Source organism: Pseudofrankia sp. DC12 (assembly GCF_000966285.1).
Classification (GTDB): domain Bacteria; phylum Actinomycetota; class Actinomycetes; order Frankiales; family Frankiaceae; genus Pseudofrankia.
In genome coordinates this window covers 2,589,191-2,610,322 of the sequence record NZ_KQ031391.1, presented here as the reverse complement: position 1 = coordinate 2,610,322, position 21,132 = coordinate 2,589,191, and the positions used below count along the sequence as shown (strand labels likewise).

The 21,132-nt window shown below is 70.2% G+C and carries 13 protein-coding genes and 1 pseudogene; 7 read left to right on the top strand and 7 right to left on the bottom strand.

Features of this window, described 5'->3' with window-relative positions; genetic code table 11:
• Positions 1-171 precede the first annotated feature (171 nt).
• Complete coding sequence (locus FRADC12_RS34275) at positions 172-606, bottom strand: WD40 repeat domain-containing protein (protein WP_084010576.1); 435 nt, start codon at positions 604-606, stop codon at positions 172-174.
• Between FRADC12_RS34275 and FRADC12_RS10450 the strand changes: the two genes are divergently transcribed.
• The 4 genes from FRADC12_RS10450 (at position 597) to FRADC12_RS10440 (ending at position 4,743) form a co-directional block, all read left to right on the top strand.
• Positions 597-1,436 (top strand): IS5 family transposase, encoded by an 840-nt coding sequence (locus FRADC12_RS10450; RefSeq protein WP_045876502.1) that lies wholly within the window; start codon positions 597-599, stop codon positions 1,434-1,436. The genes FRADC12_RS34275 and FRADC12_RS10450 overlap by 10 nt on opposite strands.
• Positions 1,403-2,560: a Hint domain-containing protein gene (locus tag FRADC12_RS29500; RefSeq protein ID WP_084010575.1), complete on the top strand. Its 1,158-nt coding sequence runs from the start codon at positions 1,403-1,405 to the stop codon at positions 2,558-2,560. Before FRADC12_RS10450 ends, FRADC12_RS29500 begins: the two co-directional genes overlap by 34 nt.
• Before the next feature lie 566 nt (positions 2,561-3,126).
• The gene (locus tag FRADC12_RS31080; RefSeq protein WP_157488781.1) at positions 3,127-3,633 is read left to right on the top strand and encodes a hypothetical protein; all 507 of its coding nucleotides are present in this window, start codon (positions 3,127-3,129) and stop codon (positions 3,631-3,633) included.
• A gap of 714 nt (positions 3,634-4,347) precedes the next feature.
• On the top strand, positions 4,348-4,743 hold the full coding sequence (locus FRADC12_RS10440; RefSeq protein WP_045876501.1) for a hypothetical protein: 396 nt from the start codon (positions 4,348-4,350) through the stop codon (positions 4,741-4,743).
• 206 nt (positions 4,744-4,949) lie between these two features.
• Here FRADC12_RS10440 and FRADC12_RS34270 read toward each other — a convergent pair.
• From FRADC12_RS34270 to FRADC12_RS10410, 6 genes and pseudogenes are all read right to left on the bottom strand, one after another.
• Positions 4,950-5,566: pseudogene (locus FRADC12_RS34270) on the bottom strand (aldo/keto reductase); the annotation flags it as partial.
• 271 nt (positions 5,567-5,837) lie between these two features.
• Positions 5,838-6,152 (bottom strand): hypothetical protein, encoded by a 315-nt coding sequence (locus FRADC12_RS10430; RefSeq protein ID WP_045876499.1) that lies wholly within the window; start codon positions 6,150-6,152, stop codon positions 5,838-5,840.
• 368 nt (positions 6,153-6,520) lie between these two features.
• Positions 6,521-7,612 (bottom strand): helix-turn-helix transcriptional regulator, encoded by a 1,092-nt coding sequence (locus tag FRADC12_RS28280; protein ID WP_052710816.1) that lies wholly within the window; start codon positions 7,610-7,612, stop codon positions 6,521-6,523.
• Between the two features lie 312 nt (positions 7,613-7,924).
• Positions 7,925-12,643, bottom strand: a complete 4,719-nt coding sequence (gene mobF, locus FRADC12_RS10420; protein ID WP_045876498.1) for a MobF family relaxase — start codon at positions 12,641-12,643, stop codon at positions 7,925-7,927.
• A gap of 709 nt (positions 12,644-13,352) precedes the next feature.
• The gene (gene recD2, locus FRADC12_RS10415; RefSeq protein ID WP_045876497.1) at positions 13,353-15,602 is read right to left on the bottom strand and encodes an SF1B family DNA helicase RecD2; all 2,250 of its coding nucleotides are present in this window, start codon (positions 15,600-15,602) and stop codon (positions 13,353-13,355) included.
• A 335-nt stretch (positions 15,603-15,937) separates the two neighbouring features.
• Positions 15,938-16,954 (bottom strand): DUF2637 domain-containing protein, encoded by a 1,017-nt coding sequence (locus tag FRADC12_RS10410; protein WP_052710815.1) that lies wholly within the window; start codon positions 16,952-16,954, stop codon positions 15,938-15,940.
• Positions 16,955-17,931: 977 nt separating this feature from the next.
• Between FRADC12_RS10410 and FRADC12_RS31075 the strand changes: the two genes are divergently transcribed.
• The 3 genes from FRADC12_RS31075 to FRADC12_RS10395 are packed head-to-tail and all read left to right on the top strand — an operon-like array spanning position 17,932 to position 21,109.
• A complete protein-coding gene (locus tag FRADC12_RS31075; RefSeq protein WP_157488780.1) occupies positions 17,932-18,807 on the top strand; it encodes a flagellar biosynthesis protein FlgA in 876 nt (291 codons plus the stop codon).
• Positions 18,807-20,228: an ATPase, T2SS/T4P/T4SS family gene (locus FRADC12_RS10400; RefSeq protein ID WP_232303718.1), complete on the top strand. Its 1,422-nt coding sequence runs from the start codon at positions 18,807-18,809 to the stop codon at positions 20,226-20,228. Before FRADC12_RS31075 ends, FRADC12_RS10400 begins: the two co-directional genes overlap by 1 nt.
• Positions 20,225-21,109, top strand: a complete 885-nt coding sequence (locus FRADC12_RS10395; RefSeq protein WP_045876496.1) for a type II secretion system F family protein — start codon at positions 20,225-20,227, stop codon at positions 21,107-21,109. Before FRADC12_RS10400 ends, FRADC12_RS10395 begins: the two co-directional genes overlap by 4 nt.
• The last annotated feature ends 23 nt before the right edge of the window (positions 21,110-21,132 follow it).

The window sequence follows — 21,132 nt, the reverse complement described above, 5'->3', positions numbered from 1 at the left end:
CCTGTGTCCAGCCCGGGATGCACCGACGCGGGTTGAACGGTCTGCCCTGTCTTACCTAGCAGTCACGACGGCTCTTGTGTTCAATGGGACAGCGCGGTTCGGCTTGATAATTGCGTCGAGCGTACTCGCCATCTCGTGGATCTGAGTAAACACCGGCCTAGCGCTGGGCGCTCAGCGCAGCCGCCAAAGTCGCACTGTCTTCTCGCTGCCGACGGCCAACGTGCGCCCGTCTGGGGAGAACGCCACCGAGTCTACGGCGGTTAGAGGTTGGCCAAAGGGTGTCGGGCGAGTTGGTTCAGTGAGGTCCCACAGCCGCATCGTCTTGTCTTCGCTGCCGACGGCCAACGTGCGCCCGTCCGGGGAGAACGCCACCGAGAGCACGGCGTCGGCGCTGGCCAGGGGTTGGCCGAGGGGTGCCGGGCGGGCGCGGTTAGTCAGGTCCCATAGCCGAACCGTCTTGTCGGCGCTGCCGACGGCCAATGTGTGCCCCTTAGTGCCTGTTTTAGATCTTGATGGTGTGTACTGGGTGTTGGCCGCGTGGTTGGGGTTCGGCGTGGTGACGTGATCGACTGGGGTGGGTTGGTCACGGTCGTTCCATGAGTCGATCTCCGCGGTATCCCTCCGATATGTCCGATGCGGAGTGGGCGTATGTGGCGCCGCTGTTGCCGGCGCCGTCGAAGGACGGGCGGCGCGAGAAGCATGATCGCCGGGATGTTGTGGATGGGATTCTGTATGTGACGCACAATGGGGTGGTCTGGCGGGCGTTGCCGGTGGACTTCCCGCCGTGGGCGACGGTCTATGGGTATTTCGCTCGGTGGAAGCGGAAAGGCGTCACGGTCCAGGTCCACGATGGTTTACGGGACGAGGTTCGCAGGGTGGAGGGCCGGGCGGCGTCGCCGACCGCTGGGGTGATCGACTCGCAGTCGGTGAAGGGCGCGCCGACGGTGGCGGCGGGGTCGCGGGGGTTCGACGCGGGGAAGAAGGTCAACGGTCGTAAGCGGTTCATCGTGGTCGACACGCTGGGTCTGCTGCTCGCGGTGCTCGTCGTGCCGGCGAGTCGCCAGGACCGGGACGGCGCCCGCCAGTTGCTCGTGGACCATTACTTCGCCACGCCGTCGTGTCGGTTCCTGTGGGCGGACGGCGGTTTCGCTGGGAGGTTCGTCGAGTGGGCCGCGAAGATCGTGAAGACCACGGTTCAGGTCGTCCGGAAGAAAGACGGTCAGAAAGGCTTCCAGCCCCTGCCTCGGCGCTGGGTCGTGGAACGAACCTTGGCCTGGATCACGGGTCATCGCCGCCTTGCCCGTGACTACGAACGCGATCCGGCGAGCTCCGAGGCCTTCATCCGCTGGGCCATGATCCGAACCATGGCCCGCCGGCTCGCCCGCGGCGGGCACGTCACGCGATGGACCACGCGACCGACAGTCGACAAGATCTAAAACAGGCTCTGAGCCCGGAGGCGCAGCGGCAGATCGCCGTCATGGGCGCGGACAAGTTCTGGGCCGGCGTCAGCGCCGCGGTCGCGTTCCAGAAAGCCGGAGTGAAGCTGCCGGCCGCCAGTAACGTCAAGAGTAATGTCAAGAGTAATGTGCAGAATGTCTCGCTGACGCCGGGCACTAAAATTCCGGGGGTGCCCGGTGATTGGCTCAAGAAATCGGTTTGTGGTCCCGATCCGGGCCCCGTCGCCGCAGCGAAGGACCCCTGCGACCCCAATAACGATTGGTCGCAATACACGAACGCAGACGAAGATCTACTGAAAGGCGTCTGGTCGTTCTTGAGCGGGCCGAACGAAGATACCTATGGAAAAGAGCTTGGTAAGGCCTTGCAGGGCTGCGGAGAAAGCTTCACCGAGGACACGGAGGTCCTTCTCGCTGACGGCACCTCACAACCGATCGGAAAGATCAAGGTCGGCGACAAGGTACGAGCAACCGACCCTGCCACCGGACAGACCAGCGCCCGCACGGTCACCAATGTATGGATCAACCACGACACCGACCTGCTCGACCTCATCGTCGAGACCGACGGCGTCCGCTCAGCGATCCACACCACCGAACACCACCGCTTCTTCGACGACACCACCCGCGCCTGGACCGAGGCGATCGACCTTAAACCTGGCGACCACCTCCACACCGAGAACGGCACCGTCGCCACCGTCGCCACCGCAGTTGTCCTGCCTGCCAGCGGCTACATGTGGGACCTCACAGTCCAGGAAACCCACACCTTCTACATCCGCGTAGGAGACACAAGCAGTCTGGTCCATAACATAAACTGCCCTATCGGGACGGTGCAGGGGCCTAACGGCGAAACCCTGCCCCTTCCATTCGGGGCGAAAGGAAAACTGACCAGAAAAGGAACAGGCTGGGCTTTCGCCGTTCCTGCGGGCACTCAGGGGCTGAACCCCCGCGTCGTCGAAGTTCGGTTGATGGACCCGACGAGTCGGTACCCGCATGGATACGTCGTTTATATGAACGCGGCGGAGCAGACTATCAACCCTTTGACCGGTCAAACGCCGAAAGGTAAGGCGGACCCGTGGGCCCATTTGCCGATTGGACCGCCAAGCTAGATTCCGGCGTCGCCGAAAATCTGGTCGAAGGAGAAAGATGTTGACCCGGACATCGTTCTCGGTAACACGGGATCAACCGCGTCGCCTACCTTCTGGACGTCATCGTCGAGACAGGTGGCACCCGAGAGAGAATTATATTGGAAACATCACATTGAGAACGAGCCTGGCGCGAATGCCAGGGTCGAGGCCCACAGTGTCAAACCCGCCGACAACCTACATGCTGTCGGCACACTGTCTAGCCTCCGCAAATGCTTTCCGGTCGGAGCTACCGTGGACCGTACTGTTGGCGACACCTACACCTTCTACCTCTGTCGTGGTGGCACGAGTCCCGTGGTCCATAAATTAAATTGCCGTATCGAGGCGGTGCGGAGGGCCGAATGGCGATACCTTGCCCGTCCAGCGGAGTCGGGGGCAGCACCGGAAAGGGATGGGTGTACAATGTCTCGACTAATAGTTATCAGTCAAGTTAGATATGGTGTAGGTATGAATAAGATAGATCATTCGTATAGTCGTACAGAAAATCGGGCACTCGTTCGGGTCGACCGCTTCGAATGCTCGTTGATTCCATGATCGAGATTTCGAGCTTGGCTGAGAAGGGCGAATACGTGTCATCTGGGGGTTCGCTCGACGCGGATCCACTGAGGGTGGTTGATGCGCTACAGGAGGTCCAACTGCTGGATTGCAAAGTGTCTCCACTGACCGCGACAGCAGCCCTGCTTTTTGAGTTGCGAACTGCTCTCCAGATCGATATTGGGAACTCGGCAGTCCTCGTAGTGCGGGGGCTCCGTAAATTCAGCTGGAGTTGGCTGGCTGGCTATAGACCGCTCGTCGCAGCGACGATTGTGTCAAGCGCCCCGAAGTTTGATCTCGACTCATTTACTATGGAGTTTGGACTCTTTCCGGATGCCGATCTGATCGTCACAGGGAATTCGGCGGAATTTTATCTGCTCGAAGTCGACGGAATTGGCGAAGCGATCCCTAACTACGTGGATGCCGATTTGGCGAGTATCCGTGGTGCGTTGCCAACTTGGTCATCGAGATGCACTGTTCTTCAAGCGTCGAGCTCCCGCTGAAGTGTTGCAGTCAAGATCCTCTCCGTCGCGGTGAGCTTCTGGATGCGCCTCGGTCGGCATAAATCGTCAGCCTGTCGACCTCGGTCCACTGTTGTTCGCAGACCCAATAATCGCCGTGCGGAAATGGGCTGACGGCACCAACGCCCCTGAGCTCATTCTGCTGTTGCCCGCATGGGTGCGTAGGCTGACAAGTGGAAGGCGGATTGGGCGGACTCGATCTTGTGGTACGTCTAGTAGGATGTGTGGCGTGGCGGATCGACGTCGCCCGTCTGCTAGGAATGCAAAGGAGTCGTCGGTTTGTTTGCGCGGGTGCTCGCACGGGGAAACCCTCGGGGAAAGCTGAGCGTCACGATCATAATGACCTCATGTCTCGCGCTGGTGGCGTGCGGCGGTCGGGATCTGGGTCACATCGATGCCGCGTCTACGCCTGTGCGCGGGCCCAGTTCTTCGACTACCGGTCTGCCAGCAGGCTCGGCGGACCTGAAGGTGCTCCGCTCGCAGGACTACGTACTCACGTCAGGCCCTGAGACGAAGGGTCTGAAGGAACAACCGACTCCGGGGGCTCCCGGCCTCGCGGATCCACAAGCGGGTAAAGACCTAGCCGACTGTCTCGGAATCCCCGGTCTTTCGGTAACGGCCGCCTACAATGGACCGGCCTTTACTGACGGTGCCGAAGATCCTACGACCGCGAATTCCACGAGCGCGATCCTGTCGATGGAGGACGCGACCGCTGCGCGCAAGGCTCTCCAGGAGCCAAGGTATCCGGGCTGTCTGGCCAGCTTGACTGCCAAAGATTTCGATGCACAGCTCAAGGGTCAGTTGAAGCGTGCTGGTTACACGGATCCCAGTCTTGCTGAAAAGCTGTCTGCTGACGTGAGCTCGGCCGGTTTCGCCTCGCCGCTGCCAGGTTTCGCCGCCGCCATGGAGTTCGTCGTGACCATCTCGGGCCCGGCGAGTAGCCAGAAATATTACGCCACGACGTTGTTTGCGATCGATCGGCGGGTCGAAATTGAGCTCACGCTGGGGCGGTTCGGAAACCCACCCGACACGGCCCAGCTGGAGCTGCTGGCGACACAGCTGGTGCGGAAGCTAGCCCAACAGCCGCGATGATCGTAGAGGGTCGTGAGATTCATGATCGGTGGCGGGCTGGTCAGGTGGCGGCGGGTTCGCCGGTGGGCCGGCGGCGCAGGCTCGCCTGTTGGAGTGGCGGCGGGGCGTAGGCCTGGTCGAGCATGCCGATGTTCGGTGCCGGGCGGGACGATCTCGTCGATCCGGTCGAGAACGTCGTCGGTGAGTGCGACGTCGAGGCCGGTGAACAGGCCGTCGAGGTGGTTCATGGTGCGCGGCCCGAGGAGCGCGCTGGTGACGCCAGGGTGAGTGATCGCGAGCGCCATGGCGAGGTGGGTCAGCGGCAGGCCCACCTCGGCGGCGAGCGAGAGGTACCGCTCGACGGTGTCGAGGCGGCGCTCGTCGTGGACGTGCGTGACGAAGGCGGCGCGGCGCAGTTCGTTGTGCTGGCCCTTGCGGACGCACCCGGTGAGCAGCCCTGCCCGAGCGGGCCCCACACCAGGGTCCCCATCCCGTAGCGCTGTGGCGACGGGCAGCACCTCGCGTTCGATGCCGCGATTGAGTAGCGAGTACGAGTGGCTGCTCGGTGCGGAACCGCGCCAGACCGTGCCGCTCGACGACCCAGTGGGCCTCGACGATGTCGGAGGGCAGCGCGGACGTCCCGATCGCGGACCTTGCCGCTGCGGATCAGGTCGGAGAGCGCGGACAGCGTCTCCTTGATGTCCGTGCTGGGGTCCGGTCGGTGGATCAGGTAGAGGTCGAGGTGGTCGGTCTGCAGGCGGCGCAGCGAGTTTTCGACCGCGGTCACGATCGCTCGGCGCCGACGGCCCCCGGGTGGCCTGACCAGGGCCGATGCCGATTGCATTTGCCGCCCGTGCGCGACATCCGGCCCACGGTCTCGCCGGCCATCGACTGGTACATGAGGCTCCCCGCCAAGATCTACGCACAACGCGAGCGCTGCCGCCTGCACGCTCGCGGTCCTGCCGACGCGAACGGTCGCGGTGCACGTGCGGGCGCAGGTTCCGTCCGGGCTGCCTGCTGGGCGGCCCGTCTATCCAGCGCCGGTGCACCGGCGCTGACGACAGTGGTTATGGGCCGCGCATCGAGCTGATGGTTGGTGCGCTCTCGCGTGCGGGTCAAGTGGCGCGGTCGAGATCCTGTTCGAGGGCGGCGACGGTCTCGTAGAAGGTCGTAACAGGCCATGGGGGGCTCTCAGCAGCGTGGATCCAGGTGAGATGCACGTGGGCCCACCCGCCCTCGGCCAGCTCGACGATGATGTCATCCGCGGCGGACGACTGCGCGATGATCGCGGCCCGCTGGCCGTGCAGGGGATGGCCAATGGCGACTTCGGCGCGGAGCTCTCGTGCAAGCGCCTCGCGTTGTTGGCGTTCGGAGAGTCCGCCTCCGCGCAGGTCCGACCACGAATCGCCGAACACAGGTTTCTCGCGCACGGAACTATCCTTAGGTAACCCTGGTCCGCGGGGACGGCTATTGGTGTCCGAGCCGGCCTGCGCGAGGACGTATCGCGGCCCTCGGCTCCCATAATCCTGCGAACTCCGCGGCGCGCGACGGTCTTTGATCTTTCCTGGCTGGTGGCGCGGAGCGCCACCTGCACGTGTGCCGTGGGGTCGCGGTGGGCCGATTCGGGTGTGCCTTTTCCTGGTCTGTTCGGTGTTGTGGCCGGGCGGCGGGCTGCCCGCGGCCGGGCTCGGGGCGGGGGGGTCGGTAGGACGCTCGATGGGGGAGTTGTTTCCAAGCAAAGTAACTACAAGCGACTGGTTTCATGATCAACCGTGTGGATGATCTAGTGCGCTGAAGATCATGATGCTGGCTGGTTGCGGCGTTCTGGTTCGGTGGGGCGGGGTCGGGGGATCAGGCCGTGTTGGTGGGCTGCGGCGCCGAGTTGGAAGGGTGTGGAGACGTTCAGTTCGTTGCGGAGGTTGGCGATGGTGCGGCTGACGGTGCGGACGTGGACGTGGAGGCGCGCGGCGATCGCGTCTTCGGTGAGGCCCTCGTTGAGGAGCGCGAGTACTTCGGCGTGGCGGTTCGCGGGGTTGGTGCGCGGCGGTGGTGGTGTCGCGTCGCGGTGGATCTGTTCGATCAGGTTGGTGACGAGCTGGCGTAGGGCTGGGGTTCGGAAGGCGAGCGCGCCTTGGGCCAGGTCGGTGGCGTCGATGGGGAGGAGGGCTGTCTGCCGGTCGACGACGAGCATCCGCATGGGGACGTCGGGGCTTTGGCGGATCCAGTCGGCGGTGCGTAGCTGTTCGCCGGCGGTGCGTGCGCAGGCGGCGGCGAGGAAGTCGGGCGTCCAGACCGACGTGATCGCGACGCCGCGCCCGGCGGCTCGGAGCAGGGCGTGTATCAGGTGTTCGCTGTGGTCCTGGGGCAGTGTCGGGCCACAGAGCAGGAAATGGACGTGGGATCGCGCGGTGTCGAGGAGTCGGGCGACGCGGGCGTGGGCCTCGTGCGGGTGCAGAAGTTCGACGTCGTCGCTGGGCAGGCTTCCCGTGAGCTCGGTGCCCGCGAGGATTGCCGCGCGGAGGTGTTCGGCGTGGCGTGCGAGTGCTGCGGTCCAGTGGGCGGCGATCGCGGCGTCCTGGCGTGCCTGCTGGGCGCGCGGGACACGCCTGGGATGGGGTGGCGCCCAGATCCCGTCGATCTCGCGGAGGAGGCCTCGTTCCTGTAGCCAGGCGATCTCGATGTGGGTCTGGCGCAGGGATCGGCCGGCGAGGTCGGCGACGGTGGCCAGGTCGGCGCATGGTCGCTGCACCGCGGCGGCGAAGACGCTGGCCGCGACGTCGTCCAGTCCGAAGGCGGCGGCGAGTGCGAGGCTCGGTGTGGGTTCAGGCGCGAGGGATGTCGTGGTGCGGTCGTGGTAGCTGTCGCTGATATCCGTCGGATGGCGTGGCACGTTCTTTTCCCATCTCCCACGAACGAACCGCGTCATGCGCCCGTCGAGACAAAGAAAGATCGCGAATTGGCTCGGCTGCGGCCAGGGCACGGGTAGATAACGACGTGGCTGTCGTCTGCGTGTTGCGGATAGGTGCGAGACGTCAGTCGAATTCGGGTTGTCGCGAAGCTATCTGAACCCGGACAACCCGGGAAGGGAGATGCGGTGGCGAGCCTGCGCCATGTTTGTGCGGTGTGGCGTGGTACCGCCAAGATTCACTCATTCTGGCTACCGCGAGAACCCTCCAACGAGCCCGCCCGCCGCCCTGTCGCCCTACAGGGGAAGTTGGGGGTCGAGGGCTGGATCGGGGTGCAGGGCGTGGTCGTAGGCGGCGGCGCCGGCAGGGTCGGTGGGGCGGGGGCCGAGTGCGTGGTGGGCGGGGTCGGGGTCGTCGGGAGTGGCGGGGGTGTTGTAGGGCAGGCCGAGGACGTGGTGGCGGTAGTGCTCGATGCGGTGGGTGGCGTCGTCCCAGGCCGTGGCAGCGGGCTGCGCGGTGGGGCGAGGGCCGAGGAGGCCGGTGAGGTAGCCAGCGGGCTCGTGGGTGGCGCGTACGACTGCGTGGCTGGTCTGGCGGTCCAGGGCGGAGTCGAGTCGCTTCAGCCGTGTCTGGATCTCGCGCGGATCGCGCGGGCCGGCGAGGTGGTCGGGTGCGGCCGGGGGCTGGTGGAGCTGCTGGTCGAGGGCGTGGCGTTCGGCGGCCAGGTCAACCGTGGGCCGGGTGGCAAGGTGGTGGGTCTCGGCGGCGTGCAGGAGGCGGAAGGCGCGCTGCCACTCGTGGTGGACGGTGGCTGGGGGCGGGAGCTCGTAGTGGGCCGGGTCGAGGTGGGCTTGGTGGCAGAGGTCGGTGACGCGGTGGGCGAGGACGGCGGCGCCGGTGCGGATGTCGGTGACCGGTTCTGCGGCCAGGGTGCCGGCGAGCCGGTCGGCGGGGTGGCCGTGGTCGAGCAGGGCGTGCAGTCCGGCGACCGCGCGGGCGCGGGGCACGGTTTCGTCGGGGTGGTGGAAATGGGCGCGGGCCGGGTCGGGTAGTCGCTCGGCCCAGTCCGCGGCGAGGCGCATGGCCTGGTAGTGGTCGCGGAGCCATGGATCGCGGTGCCGCCCGTCCGGTGCGGTGATTGGTGGCGGACCGAGGGTGTCGGTGGGCGCGGCGGGCTGGTGGCGGGCGTGGTGAATCGCCAGGGCGGCGACAGCGTCGTCCCAGGTCGCCCGGGCCGCGCCGGAGGTTGGCAGGGGGCCAATGCGGGCGAGGAGCTGCGCGGGTGGGTCGGCGAGCGCCGCGGCGCGGATGGCGGCTTCGGCGGCCAGCTCGGCGCGCCGCAGGAGGACCTGGCGTGGCAGAGCGGCCCCTGCCGGCTCGGTGGGTGGCTCTGACGTGGCGTTGGCCGCGCGGCCTGGCTCCACCAGGGTCTGGCTCGGCTCGGCTGGTGTCGGCCCGCTATTGACCCGCAGCGCGGCCTGGCTTGGCTCGGCTTGGCTCGGCTCGTGCGGCGGCCTGGACCCGTTGCTGGGCGTCCCGGTCGAGGCGTCCTCGGTTGCCGGCGCCGGCCGGCCGCGTCGCCGTCCGAACAGGTGGCCGCGGGACGGCTCGCGGCGCGGCGCGGCCGGCTCGCCGCCGCTCGGTCCGGTGGGGGCTTGGCTTGCCGGCGCGGAGTCTGCCGGCTGCGGTGGTTGGTGGGCGAGCCTCGCGGCGGTCAGTTCGCTGAGGGTGTGGCGACCGCGGAGCTGGTGGGCTGCCTCTGCGTGCGGGTCGTGGTCGGTGGCGAGCCGTTCGGCGCGGCTGCGGGCGAGCCGTTCGGCGAACCGGTCGAGAGGGTCGCCGTCAGCGGGGCCGGCTTCGACGGCGGGGAGCCAGGATTCGTCGTCGTCACGGTCGCGTAGTTGGTCGCGGCGTAGCAGGTAGGCGTGTAGGTCGGTGCGGGCGCGCGAGAGCATGACGTAGAGGCCGGCGCGGGTGGTGTCGTCAGGGACGACGGCGCGGGTGGTGTCCATCGTGGCGCCTTGGGCCTTGGCCGCGGTGATGGCGTAGGCGTGAGCGAGGCCGCCGTCGCGTCCGTCCTCGAACCGGTGGGTGAGGTAGGCCCAGGGGACCCGGACCGTGCCTTTGGACGGGAACGACACCTCGATGGCCTGTGCGGCGGTGGTGTCGTGCAGGTGGACGGCGGTGACGATGCCAACGGTGCCGGTGCGGATGTAGGCGGAGTCGGGCCGGCCGGCGGGGATCAGGGTGTGGCCGGCCTGGGTGAGCGTGATGACCTCGTCCCCGACACGGAACTGCCGGCCGGCCACGGTGAGGGTGGGTCCGGTCAGGGTGCCGTCGTCGGTGAGCAGGGCGCGGGCGGCGGTGTTGAGGGTGTCCACGTCGCGCTGATATTGCGCCATCATCTGGACCATCGCCGGCCGCGCCGGCGTGAGCCCTGCCGGCTCGGCGTCTTCCTGGCTGGGAGGGCCGTCTGGATCCGCGGTCCTCGGGGCGGGTGTGGCCCGCGGCTGGCGATGACTTGGCTCGACTCGTCGCCCGGGGGAGTGGGTGGCTTGGCTCGGCTTGGCTTCAAGCGCCTGGCGGCGTTCGGTGTACCAGCCCTCGACGGCGCGGTCGAGCAGGACGGTGGCGCTCTCAGCGAGGTGGACGTGCCCGAGGCGGGCGAGCTCGTCGAGGGCGGCGCGGGTCGCGGCCGGTGTGTCGGCGCGTAGCGCGCCGAGTGCGGCGCGGATCGGCGCCAGCTGCGGGCCGGCCTGGCGGTGCACTGTTGCCAGCGCCGGGATGGCCGGGGTGTGGGTGGCGAGGTGGGTGAACCAGCCGCCGGCGGACACGGAGCCGAGCTGGGCGGGGTCGCCGAGCAGGATGAGGACGGTGCCGGTGCGGGTGGCGTAGCGCAGGAGCTGTTCGGCGTCGCGGGTGGGGACCTGGGTGGCTTCGTCGACGATGAGGACCGAGCCGGGTGGCCAGACGGTGCTCGGGTCGTCGGTGTGCTCGAGCAGGGTCAGCCAGCTCGCGACGACGCGGGCGGGAATTTCGATGCGGTCGGCGAGTTCCTCGGCTTGGCGGCCGCCGTGGGCGGTCGCGAGCACGGTCCGCCCGCCGTTGTGCAGGATCGCGGTCAGGACCCGCATGGCCTCGGTTTTGCCGGTGCCGGCCGGGCCGACCGCGGGGCGGACCAGGTCACCGCAGTCGAGCAGCCGGCGGACCAGTTCGGCCTGTTCGTCCGTCAGCCGCGGCCCGGCCTCGCGTGCAGCAGGGTGGGCGGTGGCGGCGGCGAGCTGGGCGTTCAGGAGACCCGGGTCCAGCAGGAGGCGCGGGATCGCTCCGGCAGCGACCTGGCCTTGGCGGCACAGTGCCAGCAGGGTGTCCTCGACGGTGAGGAGTCCTTCGACGGTGTAGAGCGCTTCGGGTTCGTGGCGTCGGCGCGTGCGGCTGGTGTCGTGCAGCAGCACCACACGGGCGTCCGCGAGGTAGCGGTCGGCGAGGCGTTCGATCGCGTCGGCGCCGAGGCGGTCACCGGCCCAGGCGGCGACCTGCTCGACGACCTGGCGGCGGGTGAACGTCGTCGCCCGCGCCGTCAGCCCATCCGCGCCCGACAGCTGGTCAAACAGCGCACCAACCGCCCGCACATCCCTGTCCACGGACGGCGGGGACGTCGCGGTGCCTGAACGGGCGGGCCGGGCCGGGGCCAGGTGGCGCACAGCGTCGATGGTCCAGCCGGTCGCGGTGAGCCGGTCGCGTTGCAGCGCGTCGACCTCGGCGTCCGCCAGCACCCGCTTCGGCGCCCGCGACCCGCGCTGCGCCGCATCCTTGGTCGCCGCCGACGGCTCGAGTCCGGCGGCGACGAGCTGGGTGAACTCCGCCATAACCTCGCCATGGCGGGTCGAGAACGCCGTCAACAGGTCGGACGGGAAACCGGCGATCTCCGCGACGCCGTTGCGCACCGGGAGCCAGTCGACAGCCCGGCGGGCGGACAGCTCGTGGCGCAACACGGCCGCGCCGACGTAGCCGGCGGTCCTGACCTCGGTGAGCAGCGCCTCGCCGTCGATCGTGCGCCACTCCCCGCCGCCCGCCGGCGCGCTCGGATCGTCGTCGGGTTCGGTGGGGACGAACACCGCGTTGATGATGATGTTGTGGATGTGCAGGTGTGCCTCGTCGCTGCGGGACACGTCGTGCAGATAAGAGGCGACTGCCAGGCCGAGGGCGTGGCGGCTCTGCCCGCGGACCCGGCCGAACACACCGTGGCGTTCCAGGTAGCCGATCGTCGCGTCGACCGCGGCCTCCATCGCGGCGGCGACGTCCGCGCGCAGGGCGTCGTCACCGAAGGCCCACAGCAGGCTGACCGACTTCGGCGCCGAGCACACCAGGTCATAGCCCAGCACCGTCGCAGGCGGGACCCGCTGGGCACACCACCGTTCCAACTCGGCGCGGCGTACCAGCCACTGGCCTCCCCGCCCCCGGACTCCCGCCAACTGGCCGGCTGGCAGCCCTCCGGCCGCGGCCTTCGCGTCGTCGGCGGTGGCTCGGGCCGCATCCCGGTCAGCCGGGCGTCTGAGGCCGGCTGGGGTGGCTGTGCGGCCGGCCGGCGTCGTGGCCGCGGTCAGGGTGCGGGCGTTGCGGCTGACCAGGCGGCGTAGATAGGTCGGTCCGACTCCGGCGATCCGTGCCGCTGCTGCGAGCGTCAGCAGCTCGTCTGCCTCGCCGGGACCGGCGCCAGGGCGCCGTGGCACTCGGCCGGCGGAGCCGGCGGCGGACAGCAGCGGACGGCCGCTGACCGCGTGCCGACCGCGTAGCAGCCGTTCCAGCGCGAGCGCGGACACCTGCCCGTCCAGCCCGACCAGCTCGGCGCCGGCCCCCCGCGCCCGGCCCTGTGCACGGGCGCGGCTGTAGTACACCGCCAGCGGGCTGGACGCTTCGGGCTGGCCGCCCTGTACGTAGGCGACGACGTCCCGCGCTGCCTTCGCGACCTGCCCGGGGTGCGACGCCCGCAACACCCGCACCGTCGCGATCACCAGACGGCCATCCTGGCGGGTCCCGTCCCGACCTGGGGCCGAACGGAGCCCAGGACCGTCGCCGTACCGATCAGGGTGTCGCTACGGGGTAGTGACGTTCCGCGTCGCGCCATGCGTGCTCCTGGTGCCGGACCCGCGCCCCGGGAAGGCGCCCAACAGCCCAACGCTGACCGTGCACGTCACCGCCATCGTCACCGCGACCATCACTGGCCCCGCCCGCGGGCGGATTCGCGCACCGCGACTGTCACCACCGGTGTCACCACGAGGGTCACGCCGCCCGTCACGGGCACCGTTCGACCCCGGTGACAGCGCGGCTTCGGCCGCGCATGCAGCCGCCTTCCTCGTGTCTCGGGAACCGGCCGCCCAGCCGGATTGCGTGGTGTTCGGGTCTGGCGTGGCGGATGACCCGCCGCCCGGTTGGGCCGGGCCAGGCCGCGCGACGACGGCTTGACCGATGCGTGGTCGCGCTCGCGCCGGTCGCAGGATGTGGTCATCGCCGCCCGTTGAGCGCCGCTGGCCGTGACGACGCCCGACGTCGAGACCTCACCCGGACGATCATCTGTTTGATTGGGCGGTGGCCTGAGTCCTGCCTGAGGTCGGCCGGCCAGCCCGTGATCGAGTGTCCGATTGCGGGGTCGGACCGGTACCGACTGGGGCCGGGGCAGGGACGATCGCCGCCCGCGTCCGACCGGGTCCGGGGTCGCCTTGGTCAGTGCGGGGCGGCGGGGAGGTTCGGTGTGTCGCGCCGCGGTGGGCTGGTGTGGAGGCGGTGGGCGAGGCCGGTGTGGCGGCGGCCGGCGGTCGCGGTGTGCACGGCACGGCCGATGGCCTTGCGCGAGCCGACGAGGACGACGAGTTTCTTGGCGCGGGTGACGGCCGTGTAGAGCAGGTTGCGTTGCAGCATCATCCAGGCGCTCATCGTCACCGGGATGACGACGGCGGGGTATTCGCTGCCCTGGGAGCGGTGGATGGTCAGTGCGTAGGCATGGGTGAGCTCGTCGAGCTCGGCGAAATCGTAGGGGATGGTCTCGCCCTCGTCGGTCCGCACGGTCAGGGTCTGCTCGACGAGGTCGAGGGCGGTGACGACGCCGAGGGTGCCGTTGAAGACACCGGCCGTGCCCTTGTCGTAGTTGTTGCGGATCTGGCTGACCTTGTCGCCGACGCGGAACACCCGGCCGCCGAATCGCCGCTCCGGGACGCCGGGGCCAGCAGGGGTGAGCGCGTCCTGGAGCAGGCCGTTGAGGGTGCCGGCGCCGGCGTGGCCGCGGTGCATCGGGGTGAGGACCTGGACGTCGGTGCGGGGGTCCAGGCCGAACCGGCGGGGGATCCGGTTCGCGACGACGTCGACGGTGAGGTTCGCGGCGTCCTCGGCCTCGTCGCAGGCGAACAGGAAGAAGTCGGGCAGGCCGGTGACCTGGGGGAAGGTGCCTGCGTTGATGCGGTGGGCGTTGGTGACGACCCCGGACTGGGCGGCCTGGCGGAACACCTGGGTCAGCCGGACGTGCGGGACCGGGGTGTCGTCGGCGAGCAGGTCACGCAGCACCTGGCCGGCGCCGACGGAGGGCAGCTGGTCGACGTCGCCGACGAGCAGCAGGTGGGCGCCGGGGGCGACCGCGCGGGCGAGCTTGTTCGCCAACAGCAGGTCAAGCATCGAGGCCTCGTCGACGACGACGAGGTCGGCGTCCAGCGGGCGGTCGCGGTCGTAGGCGGCGTCGCCGCCGGGGCGCAGCTCCAGCAGGCGGTGCACGGTTGCTGCGGGGTGGCCGGTCAGCTCGGTCAGTCTCTTGGCGGCGCGGCCGGTCGGCGCGGCGAGCAGCACCTTCGCGCGTTTCGCCGTCGCCATCTCCACGATCGAGCGGACCGTGAAGCTCTTCCCGCAGCCCGGCCCGCCGGTCAGCACCGCGACCTTGCGGGTCAGCGCGAGGCGGACCGCCTCGTCCTGCGCCGGCGCGAGATCGGCGCCCGTCCGCCCGCGCAGCCAGCGCCGGGCCGCGTCCCAGTCCACGGTCGCGAACGCGCCGAGCCGATCAGTGTCGGCGTCCAGGAGACGCTGCAGCTGGTTGGCCAGCGACACCTCGGCCCGGTGGAACGGCACGAGATAGTAGGCGGGCACCGGCTGCGCCGGGTCCTCACCGGGCAGCTCCTCGCGGACGACCCCGTCCTCGGCGACGAGCGCGCCGAGGGCGTCGATCACCCCGGCCAGCTCGACTTCCAGGATCTTCGCCGCGTCGGTGAGCAGCCGCTGCTCGGGCAGATAGCAGTGGCCGTCACTGGTCGACTCCGACAGGCAGTACTGTAGACCGGCCTTGATCCGCTCGGGGGCGTCGTGCGGGATACCGACGGCCTGGGCGATGGTGTCCGCGGTCCGGAAACCGATGCCCCACACGTCGTTCGCGAGCCGGTAGGGCTCGCGGCGGACCACGTCGACCGAGCCGTCCTGGTACTTCTTGTAGATCTTCACGGCGAGCGAGGTCGAGACCCCGACGCTTTGCAGGAAGACCATCACTTCCTTGATGGCTCGTTGTTCGTCCCAGGCGGCGGTGATCGCCTTGACGCGTTTCGGGCCGAGCTTGGGGACCTCGATCAGCCGGGCGGGCTCGGTGTCGATGACATCGAGGGCCTCGGCGCCGAAGTGCTCGACGATGTTCTCCGCGAGCCGCGGCCCCACCCCTTTGATCAGCCCGGAGCCGAGGTAGCGGCGGATGCCCTGGACGGTGGCGGGCAGGACGGTCGTGTAGTCCTCCACCTGGAACTGCCGGCCGTGCTGGGGATGGCTGCCCCAGCGGCCCCGCATCCGCAGGAACTCCCCTGGCTGGGCACCCAGCAGCGACCCGACGACCGTGACGAGTTCCCCACCACGGCCGGGATCGACCCGTGCGACGGTGTAGCCGGTCTCCTCGTTGGCGAAGGTGACCCGCTCCAACGTCGCGTCCAGCAACGTCCACCGCGGCCCGTCCACCGAACCGGCCCTGGCACCCTCACCCGGGCGCGCAGCCCGATCGGGTCTGCGCGCCGCGGCGCGCCCGTCCGGCGCCAAGCTGGCGTTCGATCCACCGCTCACTGGCCTGTGGTCACCGCGCAGACCCCTCCCCGCCCTTCCGCGGAGATCAGCCTACGGCGCGCGACCAACTGTCCAAGGACGGGCAACAGCCTCGACCCGGTTCGGGCATCCACCGCGCTCTGCGAGCGTGGCCCGGTTTGGGCCGGCCTGCTGGCCCGCGTGACCTCCCAGCCTGATTCAAGATCTTGAAGCAGGCTGGCCCGCCGTGAGGCGACGGCGCTGCCTTCCTTGCGTCACGCCGCCACAGCGCCTGGCGGGTCGAGTTGGCGGAGCTGGCCGATGTAGCGGCGGGCGGTGCTGATGTGGAGGTCGACGGCGGGGCCGAGGTCGCGGGCGAGCGCGTAGTCAGTGCGCGGGTCGTCTTGGGCGACGGTGGCGAGGAGTGCCGCGAGCGCTTCGCGTTTCGTTCCTGGCTTGGGCACCGTGACCAGGGCGCGGCGCGGGTGCGTCCGCGCGCCGCTTGCCCGGGTCGCCGGCCCGGCTGGGACCCCTCGCCCCTGCGCCACTTCGCTTGGTGCGGCGTCGCTCCGTCGCGCCGGGACCTGATCGATCTGACTGGTCTGGCCGGCAGGGACCGTGCGGCGGCGCCGGCCCGGGCCGCCGTCGCGGCCGTTGCGGGGTGCACGGCTGGCAGCACGGATCTGCCCCATGAGCAGCTCGTACGCGCCAATCAGAGCGGCGCTCGGCCAGGCGGCAATCACCCGGGCGGCCAGGGTGGGTTCGGCGTGCATGACGTTGGCGGCGACGGAGGCGGCGGAGCTGAGCGCTAGCAGGGCGTAGGGCAGCAGGGTGCGGCGGCGTCCGGCGCGGCTGTCGGCGAGCAGGGTCATGGAGGCGGCGACGATGAGGCCGTCGACGGAGATCGGGATGATGGCGGCGGCGGTGTGGTCCTCGCCGTGGTCGAGGGCGACGCCGCGCATGTGGCGGTAGGACACGGCGGCGGCGATGGCCGCGACGGTCAGGACGGCGGCGATGGTGGCGAGGCGGATCCAGAACTCGGCGTCTCGCCACGTGGTCCGCGCTTCGGCCGGTGGACCCAGCGTGGGCGTGGTCGGTGCCTGCGTGCCGCGACTTGCGGCTCCCGGCTTGGCGGTGGGCGGCTGGCCGCCCTCGGTGGTTGGTGTGTGCCTGGCCCGGGTCGCGTCGGTCGGCGAGGTGAAGGACTGCGCGTGGGCGGTGTGGCCGGAGTTTTGGGGATGGGCGCGGTGTGGTGTTCGAATTCTGGCGGCGGTGGTGGGTGCGGGGGTCATGGCGGCCTGCCCGATGTTGGCGTGGCGGGGGAGCGGTGGCTGTAGGGGAAGAGTCGACGCCCGTTATGTGAGGCACATCACTTTGAGTACGGATTGTAGTGATTCGATCGGGGTCGGCTGGGCAAGCGGTTGATGGGCGTGTCGGGCGCGCGGTGCCCCACGGACATCGGTCGACCCCTCGGTGACCTGCCGTGTCGGTCGCCGGCGAGCACGGGTATCGAGGTGACGGGCGGACGGGACGGTCCGGCGCGGTAGCGCGCGGCCCGTGGCGTCAGCGGATCTGGGGGTGCGCGCGGAGTGGAGGGTCCCGGGCCGCGGGCGCGTCGGGGACGGGCTCGGCCTCGTGGTGGCGTTTGCGCTCGGGTCGGCGGGGTTTAGCGGCGTGGCCGTGATGACGGACGGTCGCGGCCGTTGTCGAGGGTTCTTCGCATGGTCGGATGCTAAGGCTTTTCAATCGTGAAATCCTGTGGTACCACCTTTCTCTAATGATGGTCCGGACTAGCCGGGCGCTACACTCCGACGATCTTTCCGATTGCTTTGCCGTCCCCTGGCGGCGGTGTTGCCTGCGGTCGCACCAGCTCGCCTCGTCCCAGAAACATGCTCTGAGCTGCACATCTTGCTGCGCTCGCAGCCGGATGGCGTCTTTTCGGGCGCCCTGGTTGCGGGTACTCCGACCTGCCCGATAGGAGAATCATGCGTCCGAGTTCTCGGCACCATCGCCGCTCGTGTTGTTTCGTGCCGCGCCGTGCCGCCCGGTTTAGGACATTCGGCGACCCGGTTGGGCCATCGAATGTCCGGATCCAGGCATTGCATTTGAAGAGAGCGCCGGCTGATGTCCGGATCCGGGCATCAGCGGTGGGCGGTGCGCTGCCAGGTGCGCCGGGACCGGCGGGCCGTGGTGGCCGGGGCCGGCGGGGGGCTCCTGTTGGTGGCGCGGTCTCGCTGGCGGTAGCGGCGGGACGTGGGGGGTGTCGGCGGTGACGTACGCCGCGCCGCGGCGCTGGGATCTGCCGGCCGAGGACGGCGACCTGTACGGCGACGCCCCGGTGCCGGGTGCCGGCCGGGGCGTCCCGCGGTGGGGTGGGGTGCTCGCGGGCCTGTTGCTTGCCGCGCTGGGTGCCGGGTTGGCGTTGTGGCTCGGCTCCGGGCGGGTCCAGATGATCGACGCGGTGGCGCTGTCGCGACCGGTGCAGCGTGGCCAGGTCGTCGGGGTGGGGGATCTGGCGGTGGTGCGGGTCGCCGCCGATGGGGGACAGGTCCGGTTGGCGTCGCCGGCGGCGGCCCGTCACGCGGTGGTGGGCCGTCAGGCTCTGGTCGACCTGCCGGCGGGGACGTTGCTGAGCCCGGAGTTGGTCGGCTCGGTGTCCGGCCCGGCGGGGACGTTGACGCTCGGCGTCGCCGTCGACGCCGCGGGCCTGCCGTCCGCGGGACTCCGGCCGGGGGATGTGGTCGACGTGGTCGGTGTGGACGCGGTGTCGAAGGAGCCGCTGACGCTGGCGTCGATGGTGACCGTCACCGAGGTCCACGCCCCCGGCGGCGGGGCAGGCGGTGGGAACACGGTCGTCTATCTGGCGGTCGATGCCGAGCTTGCACCTCAGGTCGCGGCCGCCGCCGCGCAGGGCCCCGGGGTCCGGCTGCTCGGCGTCACCGGCTCCACCGATCCCGGGGTTCCGGCTGTTGTCCCGACCAGCGCCGCGACCGCTGTCCTGGCGCCGCCGAGCGCCGGATCGTCGGTCTACGCCGGCGCGTCCAGCACCAGCAGACCGACCACCTCACCTGGCGCGGGCGTGAACGTGCCGGGCTCCGGTTCGCCGACCGGCGGGCTGGGCGGACAGGCCGCAGGTGGCACCTGATGGCGTCGCGTGGTCTGCGCCCGGCGGACATCGTCCCGGCGGTGCACCCGGTGGTGGCGATCCGCGCGCCGGACCTGCGGTCAGGCGGGCCGGTCGCGGTGGATGAGGAGCTGGTCGCCGCGCTGGTGGCCGAGGTTGGCGAGATGGTCGAGGCACGCCTCGCGCAGGCCCGCCGTTCCGGGGTGACAGTCGACCCCGCGGACCGGGCGTCGCTGGTCGAGGACGCGGTCGCCGTCGTGTTGGCGGCTGCCCGCGCGGACGCAGCCGAGGCCGGTGTCGCCCCGCTGGATCTGGTCGGTCAGGAGATGGTTCGGGCGCGTGCCCGTGAGGCGGGTGCGGATCTCGGCGTGTTGGGTCCGGTGCTGACGGCGGCGCACCGGTTTTCCGACGTGGAGGTCAACGGGGCGGTGAACATGGTCTGCACCGAACGGCTGTCCGGCCGGCGTGTGGAGGGCCCGTCGCCGTTCGCGACCGATGTCGCGGTGTGGGAGTGGGCGGCGTCGCGGGCGGCGTTGGCGGGGCGGCGGTTCGACGAGGCGAATCCGTCGGTGCGTTTCCGGTTGCCGAACGGGGTGCGGGTGCATGCGCTGGGTCGGGTGACGTCGGTGACGCATCTGGATTGCCGGCTGTTCACCCCGGCGCTCGACTCGCTGGCCGGGTTGGCTGCGGCGGGGATGTGCGGGCCGGATGTGGCCGCGCTGCTGGCTGCAACCGCAGCGCTGCGGGTGCCGTTCGGTCTGGTCCTCTCGGGTGGGACCGGTGCGGGGAAGACGACGTTGCTGCGGGCGTGGGCGAACGCGGCGCCGGCGGAGCGGGCGTTGGACCGGGTGGTGACGGTCGAGGACGAGGCGGAGCTGTTTCTGGACCGGGCCCGGTTTCGCAATTTGGTGGAGTTCGAGACCCGGGAGTCGAACGTCGATGGCCGGGGCGAGTACTCGATGGAGCGCTATCTGACCGCGGACCTGCGCCGCCAGACCCCCAGCCGGGTGCTGCTCGGGGAACTGAAACCCGATGGTGGGGTGCTGCCGCTGCTGCTGGGCGCGGGGCAGGGCATTGGTCAGGGCATCGCGACGACGATCCACGCCCTGTCCGCTGCGGACGTTGTGGCCCGTCTGCAGACGTATGCGGCGTTCGGTTCGCGGACGGTCGCGGAGCCGGTGGTGCTGGCAACGATCGCCCGCGCCCTCGACCTCGTCGTACATGTCGCCCACGTCGGTGGACGCCGGGTCGTGACTGAGGTGCGGGAGATCGGCGACTACCAGGCGGGGATGGTCACCTCGGCGCAGCTGTGGGCGTGGCACCCGGGCGCTGGACGGGCGGTGCGGACCGAGATCGAGATGTCACCGGCGCTGCGGGAGAAGCTGGCGTCGGTCACCGACCCGCGGCCGTTCGCGGCGGCCCGGACGCAGGTGGGCGGATGAGCGGCGGACTGCGCCTGGTCGTGCTCGCCTGCGCGGGTGGGACCGGCGGCGTCGGAGTGTGGCTGACGGCCTGGGGCGTCCTCGGGCACGGCGGCCAGCCGGGTGGGCGCCGGCGCGCGACGCCCACCCGGCCGGCGGCCGCCGTGCTGGGCGGCGTGCGATGGCGACTGCCCGAGGGCGCCAGCGGGGCGCTGGTCGCGGCGGCTGGCGGGCTGGCGGTCGGGGTGCTGGTCGGCCTGCCGGTGCTGGCGGTCGCGGCGGGTGGGTTGGTGTGGCTGGTCGGTCAGACGCGGGCGGTACGGGCGGTGCCGCAGGTCAACGAGCTGGGTGACGCGGTCGCGAGCTGGTGTGAGACGGTCCGCCAGGAACTCGACGCCGGCCAGCCGCTGCTCGCGGCGGTCGCCGCGTCCTGCCTGCTCCCGCCACCCCCGCTCGCCGCCCCACTGGCCGGCCTGGCGCGCCGGCTGGAGGACCACCAGCCGCTGCCGGCGGCGCTGGCCGCCTTCCACACCGAGGTCGCGCACCCGGCGGTCGGCCAGGTCGTCGCCGCCCTGTCGCTGGCCTACCGCCACGGCGCGGGCGGTGTCGGGCGGCTGATGGCCGGCCAGGTCGAGACGACGCGGCACCGGGTCGCGGTGCTGCGCGACCTTCACGCCGGGCGGGCGCGTTACCGGCGCGCGATGAGCCTGCTGCTGGGCTTGTTCGCCGTCACGACGGTGGTGCTGCTGGCCGTCTGGCCGGCGGTCCTCGGCCCCTACCGGTCGCCCGGCGGTCAGCTGGTCCTCGCTGGCCTGCTGCTCGCCGTCGGCGCCGCGATCCATGCCCTGCTGGTCCGCTCCCGGCCGCCCACGGTTCCTGACTTCTTCCGGGAGACCCCATGACCCGCGACCTCCAGAGCGTGCTC

What these genes read in the sequence shown, in the direction of transcription:
- FRADC12_RS29500 (WP_084010575.1), top strand. Translation starts at nt 1,403, where the DNA reads ATGGACCACGCGACCGACAGTCGACAAGATCTAAAACAGGCTCTGAGC.
- FRADC12_RS31080 (WP_157488781.1), top strand. Translation starts at nt 3,127, where the DNA reads ATGATCGAGATTTCGAGCTTGGCTGAGAAGGGCGAATACGTGTCATCT.
- FRADC12_RS10450 (WP_045876502.1), top strand. Translation starts at nt 597, where the DNA reads ATGAGTCGATCTCCGCGGTATCCCTCCGATATGTCCGATGCGGAGTGG.
- FRADC12_RS10440 (WP_045876501.1), top strand. Translation starts at nt 4,348, where the DNA reads ATGGAGGACGCGACCGCTGCGCGCAAGGCTCTCCAGGAGCCAAGGTAT.
- FRADC12_RS10395 (WP_045876496.1), top strand. Translation starts at nt 20,225, where the DNA reads ATGAGCGGCGGACTGCGCCTGGTCGTGCTCGCCTGCGCGGGTGGGACC.
- FRADC12_RS10400 (WP_232303718.1), top strand. Translation starts at nt 18,807, where the DNA reads ATGGCGTCGCGTGGTCTGCGCCCGGCGGACATCGTCCCGGCGGTGCAC.
- FRADC12_RS10410 (WP_052710815.1), bottom strand. Translation starts at nt 16,954, where the DNA reads ATGACCCCCGCACCCACCACCGCCGCCAGAATTCGAACACCACACCGC.